The sequence below is a fragment of the Nonomuraea sp. NPDC049607 genome (assembly GCF_040675375.1).
In the GTDB taxonomy this organism is placed as follows: Bacteria; Actinomycetota; Actinomycetes; order Streptosporangiales; family Streptosporangiaceae; genus Nonomuraea.
The window spans coordinates 16,001-32,808 of sequence record NZ_JBFAOV010000061.1 but is presented as its reverse complement, the minus strand read 5'-3'; the positions used below and the strand labels follow the sequence as shown (position 1 = coordinate 32,808).

Sequence of the window (16,808 nt, the reverse complement as noted above, 5' to 3'; positions counted from 1 at the left end):
CCGGGCCGGTGGGGGCCGGGCCGGTGGGGGCCGGGCCGGTGGGGGCCGGGCCGGTGGGGGCCGGGCCGGTGGGGGCCGGGCCGGTGGGGGCCGGGAAGGCCGCTCGGACCGTCCAGCCGTCGGCGGCCGGGCCGGCGGTGAGCGTGCCGCCGCAGGACGCCACGGTGGTGGCCAGCCCTGACAGGCCGTGGCCGGTGCCGAGGTCGCCGTGCCTCCCCTCGCCTCCGGTGTCGCTCACCTCGACGGTCAGGCGGCCGGGTCCGGCCAGGACGGCGATCTCCAGCCGGGCGCCGGTCGCGTACCGGGCGGCGTTGGTGAGCGCCTCGCGCACCACCCGGTAGGCGGCCGCCGCGATCTCGGGGGACGCGGCGGCGGCCGTCCTGCGGTAGCGCACTCCGCCGGGCACGGCCCAGTCCTCGACCAGGGTGTCGATCGCCGCCAGGCCGGGGACGGCGGCCCGCGCACCGGCCAGTTCCGCGCGGGCCAGGCCGGCGGCCTCCCCGGCGTGGCGCAGCGCGGACTCCCGCAGCGCCGGATCGGCCACGTGCAGCGCGGACGCCGCCGCCACCGCGATGCCGGTGAGCCGGTGCGCGGCGGTGTCGTGCAGCTCGGCCGCCATCCTGAGGCGTACGGCGTCCGCCACCGCCTCGCCGGCCCGCGCCCGCGCCGCCCGGTGCGCGGCCAGCGCCTCCCGCCGGGTCCGGCGCCGCCGGTGCGCCCGCCCGAACGCCCAGACGACCGCGCCCACCCCGCCCGCCGACAACGCCACGCCCGCCGACGCCTCCGGCGGCCATCCGCGGACCGCCGCGACGACCGTCGCCGCCGCCACCAGGCCCGCCGCGACCGCGACCGTGATCCCGGCCGTGCTCCGGACGGCGGCGCCGTACAGAAGGGCGACGCCGAGGAGCACGCACCACAGCAGAACGGAGGTCACGGCGTCAGGCTAGCTTCCGCGGATCGGCAGCGCCCCCTCCGCTTCGACCACATCGGGCAGATCCTGGCCGACAGGAGGATGAGCCACCCCTCGCTGGACGGGTCGGCGTTCCGCAGGGACCTGGCGCGGATCATCGACCAGGGTCAGCGGCGCACCTTGTAGCGCAGGTGCAGCACGCCCTCGCCCTGGACGACGACGTGCGGGCCGGCCAGCAGGTGCCGCCCGTCGACGCGGCCGAAGTAGCGCTTGCCCGACCCGAACACCACCGGCACCACGTCCATCGCCACCTCGTCCACCAGGCCGGCCGCGAGGATCTGGCCGCCGACGTCGCCGGCGTTCACGCTGACGACCCGGTCGCCGGCGAGCTCCTGGGCCTTGGCGACCGCGGCCGTCACGTCGCCGGCGAAGTGGTACGACGCCTCGGGGTGCCAGCCCTCGGGCTTGGGCCGGTGGGACACCACGACCACGTGGTCACCCGCGGGCGGCCGTCCTTCCCAGCCGTTCACCAGGTCGAACAGGGTGCGGCCCATGACGATCACGCCGATCGAGGCCCAGATCGGCCCGACGTACTCCGCCGACGCCTTGGACATCCGGAAGCGGCCGCCGGTGCCGGAGTGGTCGTAGTCCTGGTCGTCGTCCGGGGTGATCGGGGTGTCGCCGTTCCAGTACCAGTCGTGGAGGGGCCCGACGGCGTCGTGGTCGTCGGCGATGAAGCCGTCCACCGACATCACGTTGTGCATGATCACTGTGCCCACGGGGTCTCCTCGGTGCTCGTCGCGCGTTCGCCTCCGATCCTGTCGCCCCCGGGGGCGGCCGGGCTTGGAGAAAATCAATCGGCGGGCATCGGGCCGTTGTCCGGCGGGAACCCCGGCTCGGCGGGGAACCGGCGGCGCAGCGCCAGGTACTCCGTCGGGGTGTGTCCGGTGAAGTCCTTGAACTCCCTGCCGAAGTGGGCCTGGTCGAAGTAGCCCGCCGCGTGGGCGAGCCCCGGCCAGTCCACCGGACGCGGCGCGTCCACGGACAGGATCAGCCGGGCGAATCGGTAGATCCGCGCCACCCGCTTCGGGGTGACGCCGACATGGGACCTGAACTGCGCGGCCAGGTGGTTGCCGCTCACCCCGGCGGCGTCGGCCAGCGCGCCGACCGGGACGACGCCGTGCGAGGTCTCCAGCCGGTCGCCCGCGTGCCGGACGAGGTCGAGGTTGCGCGACCCCGCCCCGGCGAACCGCGACCGCAGCTCCTCCTCCACCACCCGCAGGATCTCGGCCGCCGGGACGACGTCGCCCGCCCGCTCGCGGATCCGGTCCACGAACCGCTGCCAGACGGCGTCCACCGGCACCCAGCGGTCGCGCAGCTCGGACGCCGGCACCCCGACGAACGGCGACAGCCCCCAGGGCTTGAAGTGCACCCCGACGAGCCGCACCCGCGCGGGGTACTCGTACTGGAACCGCCTGGTCCACATCCCCATGAACCATCCGTCGGCGAGCACCGCCGGCGGCACGGAAGGGTCGGAGTCCCACAGGCCCGTGGGGCCGCCCAGGTTGATGAACAGGTGTCCCGACGGCATCGGCGGGACACTCATCCGGCGGTGCCGCGGCACTCCGGTCAGGCAGTAGATGTCGTCGATGAACCGGTCGAGCGGCGGCGCGGGCACCCGTCCGACGTACTCCATGGGTCCAGTGTGGCGGACGGGGTTCCGGGCCGCGTGCCTCGCCCTGTCTTGGCAGCCTGAGCGGCGCGTTTACAGTAAGGGGTTGTGCTTTACGGCAGATCTGCGGAAATCAGCGCCCTTGACCAGGTGATCGCGCGGGCCGGCGAGGGCTCCGGCGGCGCGGTGGTGTTGCGCGGGGAGGCGGGGGCGGGCAAGACGGCCCTGCTCGACGCGGCGGCCGCGCGCGGCGGCGCGATGCGGGTGTTGCGGATCACCGGTGTGGAGTCCGAGTCCGACCTGGCGTTCGCCTCGCTGCACCAGCTTCTGTGGCCGGTGACCGGCTCGCTCGACGCGTTGCCCGAGCCGCAGCGGGTGGCCGTCCGCGCGGCCCTGGGGCTGGCCGCCGGAGGGGACGGTGACCGGTTCCTGCTGGCGGCCGGCGTGCTCTCGCTGCTGGTCGAGGCGGCCGCGCCGGATGGGCTGGTCTGCGTGGTGGACGACTTCCAGTGGGTCGACCGGGCCTCGGCCGACGCGCTGCTGTTCGCCGCCAGGCGGCTGGCCACCGAACGGATCGCGCTGCTGCTCGCCGTGCGCGGGGACGCGCCGGTCAAGGGCGTGCCGCTGACGGTGGAGGTGCGCGGGCTGGCCGAGGCCGCCGCGGACGAGCTGCTGGAGTCCCGCCATGGCGTGCTGCCCGTCCGGGTGCGGCGCGAGCTCGTCACGCTGACCGGCGCCAACCCGCTGGCCCTGGGCGAGATCGCCGCCCGCCTGACGCCCGCGCAGCTCGCCGGACGCGAACCGCTGCCCGACCCGCTGCCCGGCGGCGCCCGGCTGTTCGGCGACCGGGTGGCCGCGTTGTCGGCCCCCGCCCGGCTGACCGCCCTGGTCGCCGCCGTCGAGGGCGACCTCGACGTGGTCCTGCGCGCCGCCGACCGGCTGCTCGCCGAGCGCGCGGCGCCGGTTCCCGGGGAGGCCGGGGCTGGGCGGGCGGCGTTGGCCGAGTTGGAGGAGGGGGAGCTGGCGGAGGTGTCGGGCACGAGTGTGCGCTTCCGCCATCCGCTGATCCGGTCCGCGGTGCACGAGGCGGCCGCCCCGGCCGAGGTGCGCCGGGTGCACGCCGTCCTGGCGGAGCTGACCGCCGACGACCGCCGCGCCTGGCACCTGGCCGGGGCCGCCCTGGGCCAGGACGAGGAGGTCGCGGCCGCGCTGGTGGCCGCCGCCGGGCGGGCGCGCGACCGCGGCGGGTACGGCGCCGCCGCCACCGCCCTGGCCAGAGCCGCCGAGCTGACCCCGGAGCCGGACGCCCGTGCCGTCCGCCTGAAGGACGCCGCGGTCGCGGCCTGGCTCGGCGGCCGTCCTGGCCAGGCGCAGTCGCTGCTGGCCGAGGCGCGCGAACGGGCCGCCGGGAACGCCGCCGTCACCATGGAGATCGCCCAGCTCCGCGGCCGGTTCGAGCTGAACTCGGGCAACGCCGCCGAGGCCGTGCGCATCCTGGCGGCGGGCGAGAGCCTGGACATGCTGGCCGACGCCTCCGAGGCGGCCGCGTACGTCGGCGACACCCCGATGATCGTCGAGCTCGGCCGGCGGGCGGCGGCGCACCCCGAGGGTTTCCTGCGGGACGCGGTGGCCGGGATCGGCCTCACCCTCGACGGCGACGCCACCGGCCCCGGCCTGCTGCGGCGGGCGCTGGCGCGGGCCGGCGAGCTGGAGGACGCGGCCGCACACCTGTGGGCGGCGGCCGCGGCCAGCCAGCTCGGCGAGACGGACCTGGCCGCCGAGCTGACCGGCCGGGCCGGGCAGGTGGCCAGGGTGTCGGGCATGGCGGGGCAGTTGCCGGTCGTGCTGGAGTTCGTGGCGACCGCCGAACGCCTGGCCGGACGGCTGGCGCGCAGCCAGGCCCTCTCGGAGGAGGGTCTGGAGCTGGCCCGCGAGGCCGGCTACGAGAACACGGTGGCCGCGCACCTGGCCAACCTGGCGGTGGTGGCGGCGCTGCGCGGCGAGGAGGAGGCCTGCGAGCGGCAGGCCCGCGAGGCGCTGGCCATCGCCGTCCCGCATCGGGTGGGGCTGCGGGTGGGGGTGGCGGCGTACGCGCCGGCGCTGCTCGACCTGTGCCTGGGCCGGCACGCGGCGGCGCGCGACCGGTTCGCGGCCATCGCCGCGGCCGGACCGGGCGCCGGGCATCCGGCCGTGGTCTGGCGGACGACCCCCGACCGGGTCGAGGCCGCCGTCGGGGCGGGTGACGAGGCGGCCGCGCGGGCGGCGCTGGAGGCGTACGAGCGGTGGTCGCGGCACGCGGCGACGCCGGAGTCGCGGGCCTTGCTGGCGCGCTGCCGGGGTCTGGCCGACGGCCGCGAGGACGCCTTCGAGGAGGCGCTGCGCCTGCACACCAACCCCTTCGAGGCGGCCAGGACGGCCCTGCTGCTGGGCGAGCGGCTGCGCCGGGGGCAGCGTCCCGGCGAGGCGCGGGCGCATCTGCGGATGGCGTGGGAGACGTTCGAGCGGGCGGGCGCGCGGCCGTGGGCGCGGCGCGCGCAGGAGGAGCTGCGGGCGGCGGGCGAGAGCGGGCAGGCGCCGCCGGTGGCCGTGCTCGACGCGCTGACCCCGCAGGAGTTGCGCATCGCGGGCCTGGTCGCCGACGGGTTGTCCAGCAAGCAGATCGCCGCCCAGCTCTTCCTGAGCCCGCGTACGGTCGAGTATCACCTGTACAAGATCTATCCGAAGCTGGGCATCGGCTCCCGTACTGATCTGGCGCGACTGGTAGTTCTACAGAAGGCGCCGGTAACCGGCGACGGCAGGATCTGAGTCATGCAAAACGTGAACATCTGGAGCGAAGAGTTCGGCGCCGAGAACGACGAGCCGATTCTGCTGATCATGGGTTCGATGTCGCAGGGCGTCCTGTGGCCGGACGAGTTCGTCGGCCGCCTGACCGCCGGCGGCCGCCGGGTCATCCGGTACGACCACCGCGACACCGGCATGTCGGACACCGTCGACTTCGAGGCCAATCCGTACACGTGGGAGGCCATCAAGGACGACGTCTACCGGGTGATGGACGCGCACGGCCTGGACAGCGCGCACCTGGTCGGTCATTCGGCCGGTGGGCTGCTGGCGCAGTTCGTGGCGGTGGAGCGGCCGGAGCGGGTGCGTTCGCTGACGGTGATCGGGTCCTCGCCGCTGGGCGGCGGCGAGGGCCAGGTGATCATGCGGGCGCTGCTCGGGCAGCCGCAGCCGGAGGGGAGCCTGCCGGAGCCGGCGCCGGAGTTCGTGGCCTTCTACCAGGCGCTGATCGCGTCCCCGCCGCCGGCGGACCGGCGGGCGGCGATCGACGGCATGATCGCCGAGCAGCGGCTGCTGCACGGCACCGGGCTGCCGTTCGACGAGGACGCGGCGCGCCGGTCGCAGGAGCGGATCTACGACCGGGCCCGGGACCTGTCGGCGACGGTCAACCATCGGCTGGCGGCGGGCGCCAAGCCCGATTTCGAGCCGGTGGGCGTGCTGGACCAGGTCAAGGCGCCGACGCTGGTGATCGAGGGCAGCCACGAGCCGGCCAAGCCGGGCCATGGCGCGCTGATCGCCGAGCAGGTGCCGGGGGCGCGGTTGATGATCGTGGCGGGCATGGGGCACACGCTGCCGCCGGAGGTGCACGAGGAGCTGGCCGCCGCCGTCCTCGCGCACACGGCCGGGTGAGCGCGCGCCGCGGAATACCGGTTGGCCGGGTTCTCCCTCATGTCCCAAGATGGAGGTCATGATCAGCATTCCGCCGCGTACGGCCACCGACGCCTACTTCGCCAGGTGGGACGGGTCGAGGCGTCTCGACCTCGCCTTCGACCTCGACCTCGGGGAGCTGCTGGAAGGCCACCACGTGGTCGCCCGCGGGCTGGAGCTGTCGGACGGCGGCGGGATGCTGCACTACGAGTTCGTCCCGGGGCTGCGGGAGGACGAGACGGACAGCAAGGGGCCGTTCTTCTGGTACTGGATGTTGTCCACCGAGGACGACCTCGGCACCGACTACAGCGGCGACAACAACGGCGCCTACGACTCGGAGGGCAGGCGGGCCGCGCACGGAAGCCGACACCTGGGCGGGGTGGTCCCGCCCTCGGCCCGCCGGCTGCGCGTGACCTTCAGACCGGCCGAGGGCTGGACGCCGCCGGGACCGTGGTGCCGCGAGCTGGACATCACGCTCCCGGACGGCCCGGTCACGCAGACGTGGACCGGCCCGCGCCGGGACGCCGGCTGACGACCGACCCCATCGACCCCATCGACCCCATCGGCCCCGTCGGCCCCGTCGACCTGCGGACGCCGGAGGAACCGGGCGGTCAGCCCGGGGTCACCGGGGCGGCGTCGCCCCTCAGGACGCGGCGGGCCAGCGTCACGTAGAAGTCCGTCCCGGTCCGCAGGACGGCGTCGTTGAAGTCGTACTGAATGCTGTGCAGCGGGTCGCCGCCCCGGCCGGGTTCGGTGCCGTTGCCGAGGAAGGCGAAGCAGGCCGGCACGGCCTCGGCGAAGACGCCGAAGTCCTCGCTGGGCATGACGGGCGCGCAGTCCGGGTCGACGCGTTCCTCGCCGGCGACCGCGACGGCCGCCCCGACCGCCTCGGCGACGCAGGCGGGGTCGTTGACGGTGGTGGCGAACTCGCGGGTGTAGGTGACGGCGCACGTCGCGCCGTGGGCCGCGCCGATGCCTTCGCAGAGCCGGCGGATCCGGTCCTCGATGAGCTCGCCGACGGCGGGGTCGAAGCTGCGCGTGTCGCCCGTGATGACGACCTCGCCGGGGATGGCGTTGCGCACGCCGTCCGTGCTGAAGTCGGTGCAGGAGACGACGGCGGGCAGCGCGGGGTCGACGTTGCGGGCGACGACGGTCTGCAGGGCCAGGACGATCTCGGCGCCCACGACGATGGGGTCGACGACCATGTGCGGACGGGCGGCGTGGCCGCCGCGTCCCCGGATACGGATCTCGAAGTTGTCCTCCCCGGCCATGATGGCCCCGGCGCGGGTCAGGAGGTGGCCCGCGGGGACGCCGGGCAGGTTGTGCAGGCCGTACATGGCCTGGACGGGGAGGCGTACGAGCAGGTCGTCGTCGAGCATGGCCCGCGCGCCGCGGCCGGGCTCCTCCGCGGGCTGGAAGACGAACCGTACGGTCCCGTCGAAGCCGCCCTCGGCGGCGAGGACGGCGGCGGCGCCGAGGAGCATCGCCATGTGCCCGTCGTGGCCGCAGGCGTGCATGAAGCCGGGGTTGCGGGAGGCGTGGGCGCGGGTGCCCGGCTCGTCGAGCGGCAGGCAGTCCATGTCGGCCCGCAGCCCGATGGCGCGGTCGCCGCCAGCCCTGGACAGGGAGGCCACGACGCCGGTGCCGCCGACGCCCCGGACGACGTCGAGGCCCGCCGCCTCCAGCGTCCCGGCGACGTAGGCGCTCGTCGCGTGCTCCGCGAAGGCCGGTTCGGGGCACTGGTGCAGGTCGTGCCGCCAGGCGCGCAGGCGGGTGTCGAGGTCGGTCACGCGCGGTCCTTCCGGGCCGGTGGGCGGAGGACGGGGCCGCGGAGTCGCGCCGTGCCTCCACGACGACGGGACCGCCACCATGATGGCCGCCTCCGTACGCCCGATCAAGGTCGAGGCGCGGACGGGGAGGCCCACAGGTAGTGGTCGAGCCAGTCCAGGACCTTGGAGACGAGGCTGATCCGGTTGGACCGGTTGCGGATGTCGTGGCCCTCGTCCTCGAAGATCAGCAGGTCGCTCGGCACCCCGCGGGCGCGGGCCGCCTCGAACGCCTGCCGGGCCTCGTGGACCGGCACGTTGGTGTCCTGCGCCCCGTGCACGACCAGGAGGGGGGCGGTCAGCCGGTCGAAGGCGCGCAGCGGGGACAGGGCGCGCAGCAGGTCCCGGTCGGTCTCCGGGTGCCCGTACTCCGACACCGCGGCGGCGGCGATCCACGGTTCCGTACGGGCGTAGAAGGTCTCGAAGTCGGCGATGCCGCTCATGTCCACACCCGCGCGGAAGAGCCGGGGATGGGTGACGAGGGCGGCCAGGGTCAGGTAGCCGCCGTACGACCAGCCCATGCAGGCCAGCCTGGACGGGTCGGCCGCGCCCGTCCGCACCAGCGCCGCGGCGCAGTCGGCGACGTCCTCGACGGCGCGGAAGCGCAGCGCCAGGTCGTCGGCCTGGCGGAAGGCCCGCCCGTACCCGCCCGAACCGCGTACGTTGGGCGCCAGCACGCCGATCCCGGCCGCCAGGAGGTTCTGGTAGAGCGGGTTGAAGGTGGGACGTTCCTGGTCCTCCGGCCCTCCGTGCAGCGACACGACGAACGGCGCGGGCCCCTGCGCGTGCGCGGGACGGTAGAGCCAGGCGGCCAGCTCCAGCCCGTCGCGGGCCGGGAAGCGCAGCAGCTCGGCGCCGGTCGCCTCGTGAAGCCGGCCGGCCCCGGCGGCGTACCGGTACGTCCCGGCGGACAGGTCGCACAGCAGAACGTGCGAGGGCTCCTCGGGGCTCTCGGCGGCGAGCACCGCCGTGCCGCCGTCCCAGGCGACGCGGACCGAGGTGACCACGTCGGCGGGCGGCGGCGGGAGCGGCCGGACGTGCGCGGCGGGCAGCTCGACGACGTCCAGCGCCGAGCGGCCGTGCTCGTTCCACACCAGGACGGCGCGGCGGCCGTCGGCGCTGAGCGCGAATTGGTCCAGCTCGGCGTCCGGCCGCTCGGCCAGCACGACGGGGTAGGCGTTGCGCCGCACCGCCAGCAGCGCGGCCCGGTCGCGGCCGGCGTCCGACACCAGGTAGGCGATCTCGCCGTCGGGCGACAGGGCCCCCTGGTCGGTCGAGCCGCGCAGGCCGGGCAGCAGGTCGCGCTCGCCGCCCGGCGGATGGCCGGGCAGGGCGTCGGCGGCGTGCATCCGGCGCAGTCCGCGCGGCCCGCGCCGCAGCAGCATGCGCGCGTGGTCGCGGCTGACGGCGGCCGGCCACAGCAGCTCGCCCACGGCGATGACCTGGCGCGCGCCGGTGGCGGCGTCGGCCAGCTCGGCCCGGGTCAGGCCGGTGGCGGACGTCTCGGCCAGCAGGACCGACTCGCCCCGGCCGGTCCACCGGACGAGCGCGGCGGACCCGTGCGGGAGGGCGAGCGGCCGCAGCTCGCCGCCGTGCGGCCGCACGGTCCACACCTGCGTGTGCTCGCCGCCGCCGGGGGCCAGCAGGACGGCCAGCCGCTCGCCCGTCGGCCCCCAGCTCACGTCCACGACCGGCTGGGGGCCGGTGTCGATCTCCCAGGCGTCCAGGCCCTTGCCGAGCGGCTGGACCCACAGCCGGGGTGTGCCGTCCCGGTCGCTGACGAAGGCCACGGCGCTGTTGTCCGGCGCCAGGGTCGGCCGTCGGCAGCTCCAGGCGTCCAGCGCGGCGGGTGACGGCAGGTGCGACAGGCCGCCGAGGATGTCCGGCATCACACGTGGTGGGCCTGGAGCCACAGTTCGAGCAGGCCGAGCTGCCAGAGCGTGCTGACGCCCGTCGTCGCCCTGTCGGCCTCGGGGTCGGCCAGCAGCCGCCGGACGAACTCCGGCCGGAACAGGCCGCGCGAGCGGGCGGCCTGACTGGTGAGCGCGTCCCGGACGAGCTCCAGGAGGTCCCCTTCGACGTGCCGGACGGCGGGCACCGGGAAGTAGCCCTTGGGCCGGTCGATGATCTGCGCGGGCAGCAGCCGGCGGGCGGCGTCCTTGAGCACGCCCTTGCCGCCGTGGGCCAGCTTGAGCCCGTCGGGGCAGGCGGCGGCCAGCTCGACCAGCTCGTGGTCGAGGAACGGCGTGCGGGCCTCCAGTCCGTGGGCCATGGTCATGTTGTCGACCCGTTTGACCGGATCGTCGATGAGCATGGCCGTGGTCTCCAGGCGGAGGACGGCGTCGAGCGCGGTGTCGGCGCCCGGACGCGCCACGTGGTCCCTGATGAAGTCGCCGCTGACGTCCTGCTCCACCAGGTAGCCGGGCGTCAGGACGCCGGACAGCTCGTGGTGCGGACGGTCGGCGAACTCCCGGTGGTAGACGTCGGCCGCCTGCTCGCGCGGCACGTCCGCCAGCGGCGGGAACCAGCTGTAGCCCGCGAACACCTCGTCGGCGCCCTGGCCCGACTGGACGACCTTCACATGCCGGGCGACCTCCTCCGACAGCAGGTAGAAGGCGACGCAGTCGTGGCTGGCCATCGGCTCGCTCATGGCGCCCACCGCCCGTTCCAGCCCCGCCGGCAGGCGGGCGTCGGGGATCCTGATGCGGTGATGGTCGGTGCCGAACCGGTCGGCCACCAGGTCGGAGTAGGCGAACTCGTCGCCCTGCTCGCCGCCGGCCGGCTCGAAGCCGATGCTGAAGGTGGTCAGGCCGCTCTGCCCCTCCTCGGCCAGCAGCGCCACGATGAGGCTGGAGTCCAGGCCGCCGGAGAGCAGCACGCCCACCGGCACGTCGGCGACCATCCGCCGGCGCACCGCCGTGCGCAGGGCCTCCAGGGTGGCCCGCCGCCACTCCTCGTCGCTCAGCCCGGCCTGCTCGGGCAGGGCCGAGCGGGTGTAGGACGGGTTCCAGTAGCGGTGATCGGCGCTCGTGCCGTCCGCCTCGACCACCCGGACGGTGGCCGCCGGCAGCCTGCGCACCCCGGCGAGGATCGTGCGCTCGCCGGGCACGAGCGAGTGGAAGGTCATGTAGTGGTGCAGGGCCACCCGGTCGATCCCGGTGTCCGTACCGCCGCCGGCGACCAGCGCGGGCAGGGTCGAGGCGAAGCGCAGGCGGCGGGCGTCGCGGGTCACGTACATGGGTTTGATCCCGAGCCGGTCGCGGCCGAGGACCAGCCGGCCGCTGTCGCGTTCGTGGATGGCGAAGGCGAACATGCCCTTGAACCGGTCGACGCAGGCGACCCCCCACCGGTGGTACGCCTTCAGCAGCACCTCGGTGTCGGAGGTGGAGTAGAACCGGTAGCCCGCGCCGCGCAGCTCCTCGCGCAGCTCACGGTAGTTGTACAGGCAGCCGTTGAACACCACCGCCAGGCCGAGCCCGGCGTCCACCATCGGCTGGGCGGCCTTCTCCGACAGGTCGATGATCTTGAGCCGCCGGTGGCCCATCGCGACCGGCCCCTGCGCCCACAGGCCGGAGCCGTCCGGCCCGCGATCGTGCATCGCGTCGGTCATCCGGCCCACCGCGCCGACGTCGGCCTCCTCGCCGTCGAACCTGAACTCGCCGCTCAACCCGCACATGCCTCAGCCCCCCGCCTCGCCGAACGTCCGTCATCAAGCCGCCGGACGGCACGAAGGGAGGTCGTGGTCCCCCGTCGGCCGGTCCCACTCGCACACGCGGGTCTCGCTGAGCACCAGGTCGACCACGTCCACCAGGCTGCCCCGCCTCGCGAACGCCGACCGCTGCCGGGCCGCGGACGTGCCCGTCCCCAGGATCTGCCGGGTCAGCCCCGTCACCAGCTCCCAGTCCCCGGCCGCCTCCAGCTGCGGACGCAGGCCCGCCACCAGGCCCTCGACCACCTCCCCCGCCGGGCGCGGCACCCCGTGCACCGGATCGACCAGCTCACCCTCCAGCCCCCACCGGGCGGCCTGCCAGGTCGCCGCGCGCGCCGCCTCCAGCTGCACCTCCGGCCCGTGACCGCGGCGCGCGGCCGCCAGCTCCCTGGCCACCAGAGCCCGGAACAGCCCGGCGATCAGCACGACGTCCTCCACCCGGGGACACGCGTCGCAGATCCGCAGCTCCACGGTCGGCACGTGCTGCGAGGGCCGGACGTCGAAGTAGATCATCCCCGGATCGGTGATCACCCCTGACCGGATCAGCCCCCGCACCATCTCCTGGTAGTCGGCCGCCGAGTCGAACCTGCCCATGGGCCCCGCCGTCGGCCACCGCTGCCACACGAGCGTGCGATAGCTGGCGTAGCCGGTGTCGGCCCCGTCCCAGAACGGCGAGCTGGCGCTGAGCGCGAGCAGCGGCGGCAGCCAGGGCGTCAGCCGGTGCGCCACCACGACCGCCAGATCGGGGTCGGGCACCTCGGCGTGCACGTGCGTGCCGCAGATGAGCTGCTCACGGGTCAGCACCTGGAAGTCGCTGAGCATCTTCTCGTAACGCTGGTCAGGGGAGACCTTCACCTCGTCCAGGTCGGCGAGCTGCGGCGTGCCGACCGCCGCGATCCCCAGCCCCAGCTCGTCGGCGGTGCCGATCAGCCTGCGCCGCAGCCGGCACAGGTCGCGGGCCAGGTCGTCCAGGTCCAGGAAAGGCGCGCTGTTGGCCTCGACCATCGACCGCTGCAGCTCGTGCGTGAAGCTCTCCTCTGGCAGCGCGCTCAGCAGCACCCCCGCCCGCGCGGTCACCCGGCGTGTGTTCGCGTCGATGATGTGGAACTCCTCCTCCACACCGACCCGAATCGCTCCCCCGGACCCCTTCACGGTCACCACTCCCATCACTAGGCACTCGAAGCCACTCCCTTCTCCCCCGAAAACGGGCTTCGGCACCTGTTGTCCGCAACAAAGTGAAGGTCAGGCCGTGGATGGGCCGCCGGACGCGTCAGTGGGCGGGCCGGTGCGGGTCGGCGTGGATGTGCGTGCGCATCCCCTGCGGGTCGAACAGGATGAGCAGCTCCACCGGGCCGCCGTCGGCGCTGCCCAGCCAGTGGGGCATGGACGTGTCGAACTCGGCCGCCTCGCCGGCCGGCAGCATCAGGTCGCGGTCGCCGAGGACGAGCCGCAGGCTGCCGGTGAGGACGTAGAGCCACTCGAAACCGTCGTGGGTCTGCGGGGTCGGTTCGAGCGGCTCGGCCCGCGGCGGAATGATCATCTTGAACGCGTGGATCCCGCCCGGCCGCCGGGACAGGGGCACGAACGTCATGCCGAACCTGGTGATCGGCTTGAGGTGGATCCGGGGGTCGCCGGTGCGCGGGGCGCCGACCAGGTCGTCCAGCGGGACGTCGTAGACGCGGGCCAGCGGGAGCAGCAGCTCCAGCGTCGCCCGGCGCTGCCCGCTCTCCAGCCGGGACAGCGTGCTCTCCGAGACCCCGGTCGTCGTCGCCAGGTCGGCGAGGGTGATGCCCCGATGACGGCGCAGCGCGCGAAGGCGCGGCCCGACCGCGCCCAGCACCTCGTCCACGTCGTCCTGCATGCAGGCATCTTGCCATAACCGCAAGTTTTCGTGCCAGATCGGCGGCCCCCTGGTCGGATGGAGCACACACCGACGGAAGGAGTATCGATGAGCGAGTTCTGGGACGACGTGTACGCGGCACGTCCCGCCGCGACCGATCCGCGGCCGAACGCCCGCCTCACCGAACTGGTCGCGGGCCTGCCGCCCGGCGACGCGCTGGACCTGGGATGCGGGGAGGGCGGCGACGCCCTGTGGCTGGCCGGCCGGGGCTGGCGGGTCACCGCCGCCGACGTCTCGGCCGTGGCGGTCGAGCGGCTGGCCGCCCTGGCACGCGGGCACGGCCTGGACGACCGGCTCACCCCCGTACGTCATGACCTGGGCGCGTCCTTCCCCTCCGGCGCGTTCGACCTGGTCTGCGCCCACTACCTGCACACGCCGGACGACTTGGACCGCACCGCCGTCCTGCGCTCGGCCGCGCGCGCCCTGCGTCCCGGCGGGCGCCTGCTGGTCGTCGACCACGGCTCGACCGCGCCCTGGTCGTGGAACCAGGACCACGGCATACGCCACCCGAGCCCCCAGGAGGTCGCCGCCGGCCTCGCCCTGGACGCGGCGACCTGGACGACCGAGCGGGCCGACGCGCTCCGCCGCCTGGCCACCGGACCGGACGGGCGCACCGCCGAGGTGACCGACCACGTCCTGCTCGTCCGCCGGACCGGCTGACCCTCGTACAGAACCAGGCCCCCGTACAGAACCAGGCCCCCGTACAGAACCAGGACCCCCGTACAGAACCAGGAAGGGAGAGACCCGTGCGCCGTCGCGACACCCCGCCGCCCCGCACCGGGAGCAGCGAGACGGAGACCCTGCGCGGCTTCCTCGACTACCTGCGCTCCTCGATCGCCGCGAAGGTCGAGGGCGCCCCCGAACCGCGGGCGAGGACCGCCGCCGTGCCCTCGGGCACGAACCTGCTCGGCCTGCTGCACCACCTGACCCACGTCGAACGCGCCATCTTCCTCGGCGCTGAGGTCACCTCCTGGCCCGCGACGTTCCGGGCCGCGCCGGACGACAGTGCGGCCGACGTCGTCGCCCGCTACCGGGAGGCGGTCGAACAGGCGAACGCCGTGCTCGACACGTGCGCCGACCTCGGCGCGCCGCTCCCCCGCCCACGGCCGGGCCGTCCCGCGCCCAGCGTGCGGTGGGCGCTCGCCCACATGATCGAGGAGACCGGCCGCCACGCGGGGCACGCCGACATCCTCCGCGAACTGATCGACGGCACGACCGGCCGTTGACGCCACCACTCTCAGGACAGGACCACATGATCACCGTATTGCGGCGGGCGCCGGGCCGCCCGGCCCGTTCCAGGGTGGCGGCCGTCGCGCTCGCCCTCCTGCTCTCGATCACCGCCGCCTGCTCGACGCCGACCGCCGCCGGCGCGCCTTCGTACGCCGCCGCCACCCAGGACGATCCGCGGTTCGGGAGCACGTTCCGGCACGGGTTCGCCGACGTCGACGGCGTGCGCATGCACTACGTGAAGGGCGGCGGCGGCTCGCCGGTGGTGCTGCTGCACGGCTGGCCACAGACCTGGTACGGCTGGTGGCCGATCATGCCGGAGCTCGCCAGGCACCACACCGTCTACGCCGTGGACCTGCCGGGGCTGGGCGACAGCACCGGCGCGCCGACCGGCTACGACAAGGCCACCCTGGCCCGGTACGTGCACAAGCTGATCGCCGACCGGCTCGGCGTCCGGGACGCCGCCGTCGTCGGCCACGACTTCGGCGCCGCGGTGGCGTTCCAGTACGCCGCACAGTTCCCCGGCGACACCGCCCGCCTCAGCTACCTGGACCTGCCGTTGCCCGGCCCGGCCGTCGACGCGGCCACGTACCGGTCGCTGAGCTGGCACATCGCCTTCCACTCCCAGCGACGGGTGCCCGAGGCGGTGGTGGGCGACGACGTCCGCGAGTACCTGGCGCTGTTCTACCCCCAGGTCTCCTACGGCGGGACGGCGTTCGGCGGCACCTCCGGCAGGTCGCCGTTCACCGAGGCCGAGATCACCGAGTACGCCAGGACCTACAGCCGGCCGGCGGCCCTGTCGGGCGGCTTCGAGCTCTACCGCGCTCTCGACCAGGACGTCCGCGACACGAAGGCGGCGGCGCCGGTGGGCGTCCCGGCCCTGCTCATGACCGCCCAAGGGCAGCTCGACGCGATCCGGGCCACGGTGTCCGCGCGGCTGACGAAGATCGTCCGCGCGGTGGACGTGCCGCGCGCCGGGCACTGGCTGGTCGAGGAGAACCCCCGCTTCGTCACCGCGGAGCTGGAACGCTTCCTCGACGGCTGAGCCGGCCGCCGGGCCTCACGAGCCGGGCGGCGGGTCCACGCGTTCCAGCCTGGTCCAGCCGGTCCAGCCGCGCCGCCGCAGCAGTTCGATCAGCCGGCGCGCGGGTGGGACGGCGTCGAACGCCAGGCCGTCCATCAGCTGCACGAACGACGGCTCGACGTCGAGGTCGTCCACGTAGCCCGCGCCCCGCTCCGCGGCCAGCCGGGTGAGGTAGGCGGCCAGCTCGTCGGCCATCCCGGCCAGCCGCGGGTCGTCGGCGGAGCGCGAGAGGGCCCGGCTCAGGATGCGGAAGAAGCCGGTGAAGTCCGGGTCGGCGAGCTGCTCCCGCTTGCGGGCCATCCATTCCGGCACGCGGCCGGGCGAGTGCGCGGCCAGCAGGATCCAGCCGTCGCGTTCGGCCCGGACGATCCGTTCGTCCACGCCGAGGGCCCGCAGCCGGTCGAGGTACCCGACCACCTCCGGCGGCAGCGCCAGGCTGTCCCCGGCGGCCAGCCGGGCGATCCGCTCCCGGTGGCGCCGCCGCTGCCGGATCTCGGCGAGCAGCCGCCGGTCGATGTCGGCGAGCGCGGCGGCGAACTGCTCCTCCCCGGCCCCCAGCAGCTCCCGCACCCGCGCGAGCGGCACCCCGGCCTCGGCCAGGGTGCGGATCCTGATCAGCTCGACCACGGCGGCGGCGTCGTACCTGCGGTAGCCGGAGCGGTCCCGCTCCGGCTCGGGCAGCAGCCCCTTGGCGTGGTAGTGCCGCACCGCCCGCACGGTCACCCCTGCGTACGACGCCAGCTCCCCGATGGTCAGCACCGCACCAGCCTCCCAG

General features: G+C 75.0%; 15 protein-coding genes. 6 read left to right on the top strand and 9 right to left on the bottom strand.

The window, feature by feature from the left end; all coding sequences use genetic code 11:
* From AB0J97_RS49125 to AB0J97_RS49115, 3 genes are all read right to left on the bottom strand, one after another.
* On the bottom strand, positions 1-934 hold a 934-nt coding region (locus tag AB0J97_RS49125; protein WP_364103617.1), incomplete at its 3' end, for an ATP-binding protein.
* 143 nt (positions 935-1,077) lie between these two features.
* Positions 1,078-1,689, bottom strand: a complete 612-nt coding sequence (locus AB0J97_RS49120; RefSeq protein ID WP_364103614.1) for a dihydrofolate reductase family protein — start codon at positions 1,687-1,689, stop codon at positions 1,078-1,080.
* A gap of 74 nt (positions 1,690-1,763) precedes the next feature.
* Positions 1,764-2,606, bottom strand: coding sequence for a helix-turn-helix domain-containing protein (locus AB0J97_RS49115; RefSeq protein WP_364103611.1), 843 nt, complete (start codon positions 2,604-2,606; stop codon positions 1,764-1,766).
* Between the two features lie 84 nt (positions 2,607-2,690).
* On the opposite strand from AB0J97_RS49115, the gene AB0J97_RS49110 reads away from it, so the two are divergent.
* From AB0J97_RS49110 to AB0J97_RS49100, 3 genes are read left to right on the top strand one after another with little or no spacing between them, the layout of a single operon-like run.
* Positions 2,691-5,387 (top strand): LuxR family transcriptional regulator, encoded by a 2,697-nt coding sequence (locus AB0J97_RS49110; protein WP_364103608.1) that lies wholly within the window; start codon positions 2,691-2,693, stop codon positions 5,385-5,387.
* Positions 5,388-5,390: 3 nt separating this feature from the next.
* Positions 5,391-6,269: an alpha/beta fold hydrolase gene (locus AB0J97_RS49105; RefSeq protein WP_364103605.1), complete on the top strand. Its 879-nt coding sequence runs from the start codon at positions 5,391-5,393 to the stop codon at positions 6,267-6,269.
* A 58-nt stretch (positions 6,270-6,327) separates the two neighbouring features.
* Positions 6,328-6,819, top strand: coding sequence for a hypothetical protein (locus AB0J97_RS49100; protein ID WP_364103602.1), 492 nt, complete (start codon positions 6,328-6,330; stop codon positions 6,817-6,819).
* A 79-nt stretch (positions 6,820-6,898) separates the two neighbouring features.
* Here the strand turns inward: AB0J97_RS49100 and AB0J97_RS49095 are convergent, their stop codons facing one another.
* The 5 genes from AB0J97_RS49095 to AB0J97_RS49075 form a co-directional block, all read right to left on the bottom strand.
* Positions 6,899-8,077 carry an amidohydrolase gene (locus tag AB0J97_RS49095; protein ID WP_364103599.1) on the bottom strand — a complete coding sequence of 393 codons (1,179 nt, stop codon included), beginning with the start codon at positions 8,075-8,077 and terminating at the stop codon, positions 6,899-6,901.
* Between the two features lie 104 nt (positions 8,078-8,181).
* Positions 8,182-10,002, bottom strand: coding sequence for a S9 family peptidase (locus tag AB0J97_RS49090; protein WP_364103596.1), 1,821 nt, complete (start codon positions 10,000-10,002; stop codon positions 8,182-8,184).
* Positions 10,002-11,789 (bottom strand): N-acetylglutaminylglutamine amidotransferase, encoded by a 1,788-nt coding sequence (locus AB0J97_RS49085; RefSeq protein WP_357708579.1) that lies wholly within the window; start codon positions 11,787-11,789, stop codon positions 10,002-10,004. The genes AB0J97_RS49090 and AB0J97_RS49085 overlap by 1 nt, the downstream gene beginning before the upstream one ends.
* 33 nt (positions 11,790-11,822) lie before the next feature.
* On the bottom strand, positions 11,823-12,941 hold the full coding sequence (locus AB0J97_RS49080; protein ID WP_364103593.1) for a glutamate--cysteine ligase: 1,119 nt from the start codon (positions 12,939-12,941) through the stop codon (positions 11,823-11,825).
* Positions 12,942-13,092: 151 nt separating this feature from the next.
* Positions 13,093-13,683: an XRE family transcriptional regulator gene (locus AB0J97_RS49075; RefSeq protein WP_364103590.1), complete on the bottom strand. Its 591-nt coding sequence runs from the start codon at positions 13,681-13,683 to the stop codon at positions 13,093-13,095.
* Positions 13,684-13,770: 87 nt separating this feature from the next.
* On the opposite strand from AB0J97_RS49075, the gene AB0J97_RS49070 reads away from it, so the two are divergent.
* From AB0J97_RS49070 to AB0J97_RS49060, 3 genes are all read left to right on the top strand, one after another.
* Entirely contained in the window at positions 13,771-14,382 is a 612-nt protein-coding gene (locus AB0J97_RS49070; RefSeq protein WP_364103587.1) for a class I SAM-dependent methyltransferase, read from the top strand.
* Between the two features lie 86 nt (positions 14,383-14,468).
* On the top strand, positions 14,469-14,948 hold the full coding sequence (locus AB0J97_RS49065; RefSeq protein WP_364103584.1) for a DinB family protein: 480 nt from the start codon (positions 14,469-14,471) through the stop codon (positions 14,946-14,948).
* 26 nt (positions 14,949-14,974) lie between these two features.
* The gene (locus AB0J97_RS49060) at positions 14,975-15,994 is read left to right on the top strand and encodes an alpha/beta hydrolase (RefSeq protein ID WP_364103581.1); all 1,020 of its coding nucleotides are present in this window, start codon (positions 14,975-14,977) and stop codon (positions 15,992-15,994) included.
* 15 nt (positions 15,995-16,009) lie between these two features.
* On the opposite strand, the gene AB0J97_RS49055 is transcribed toward AB0J97_RS49060, so the two are convergent.
* Positions 16,010-16,792: a MerR family transcriptional regulator gene (locus AB0J97_RS49055; protein ID WP_364103578.1), complete on the bottom strand. Its 783-nt coding sequence runs from the start codon at positions 16,790-16,792 to the stop codon at positions 16,010-16,012.
* Between the last annotated feature and the right edge of the window lie 16 nt (positions 16,793-16,808).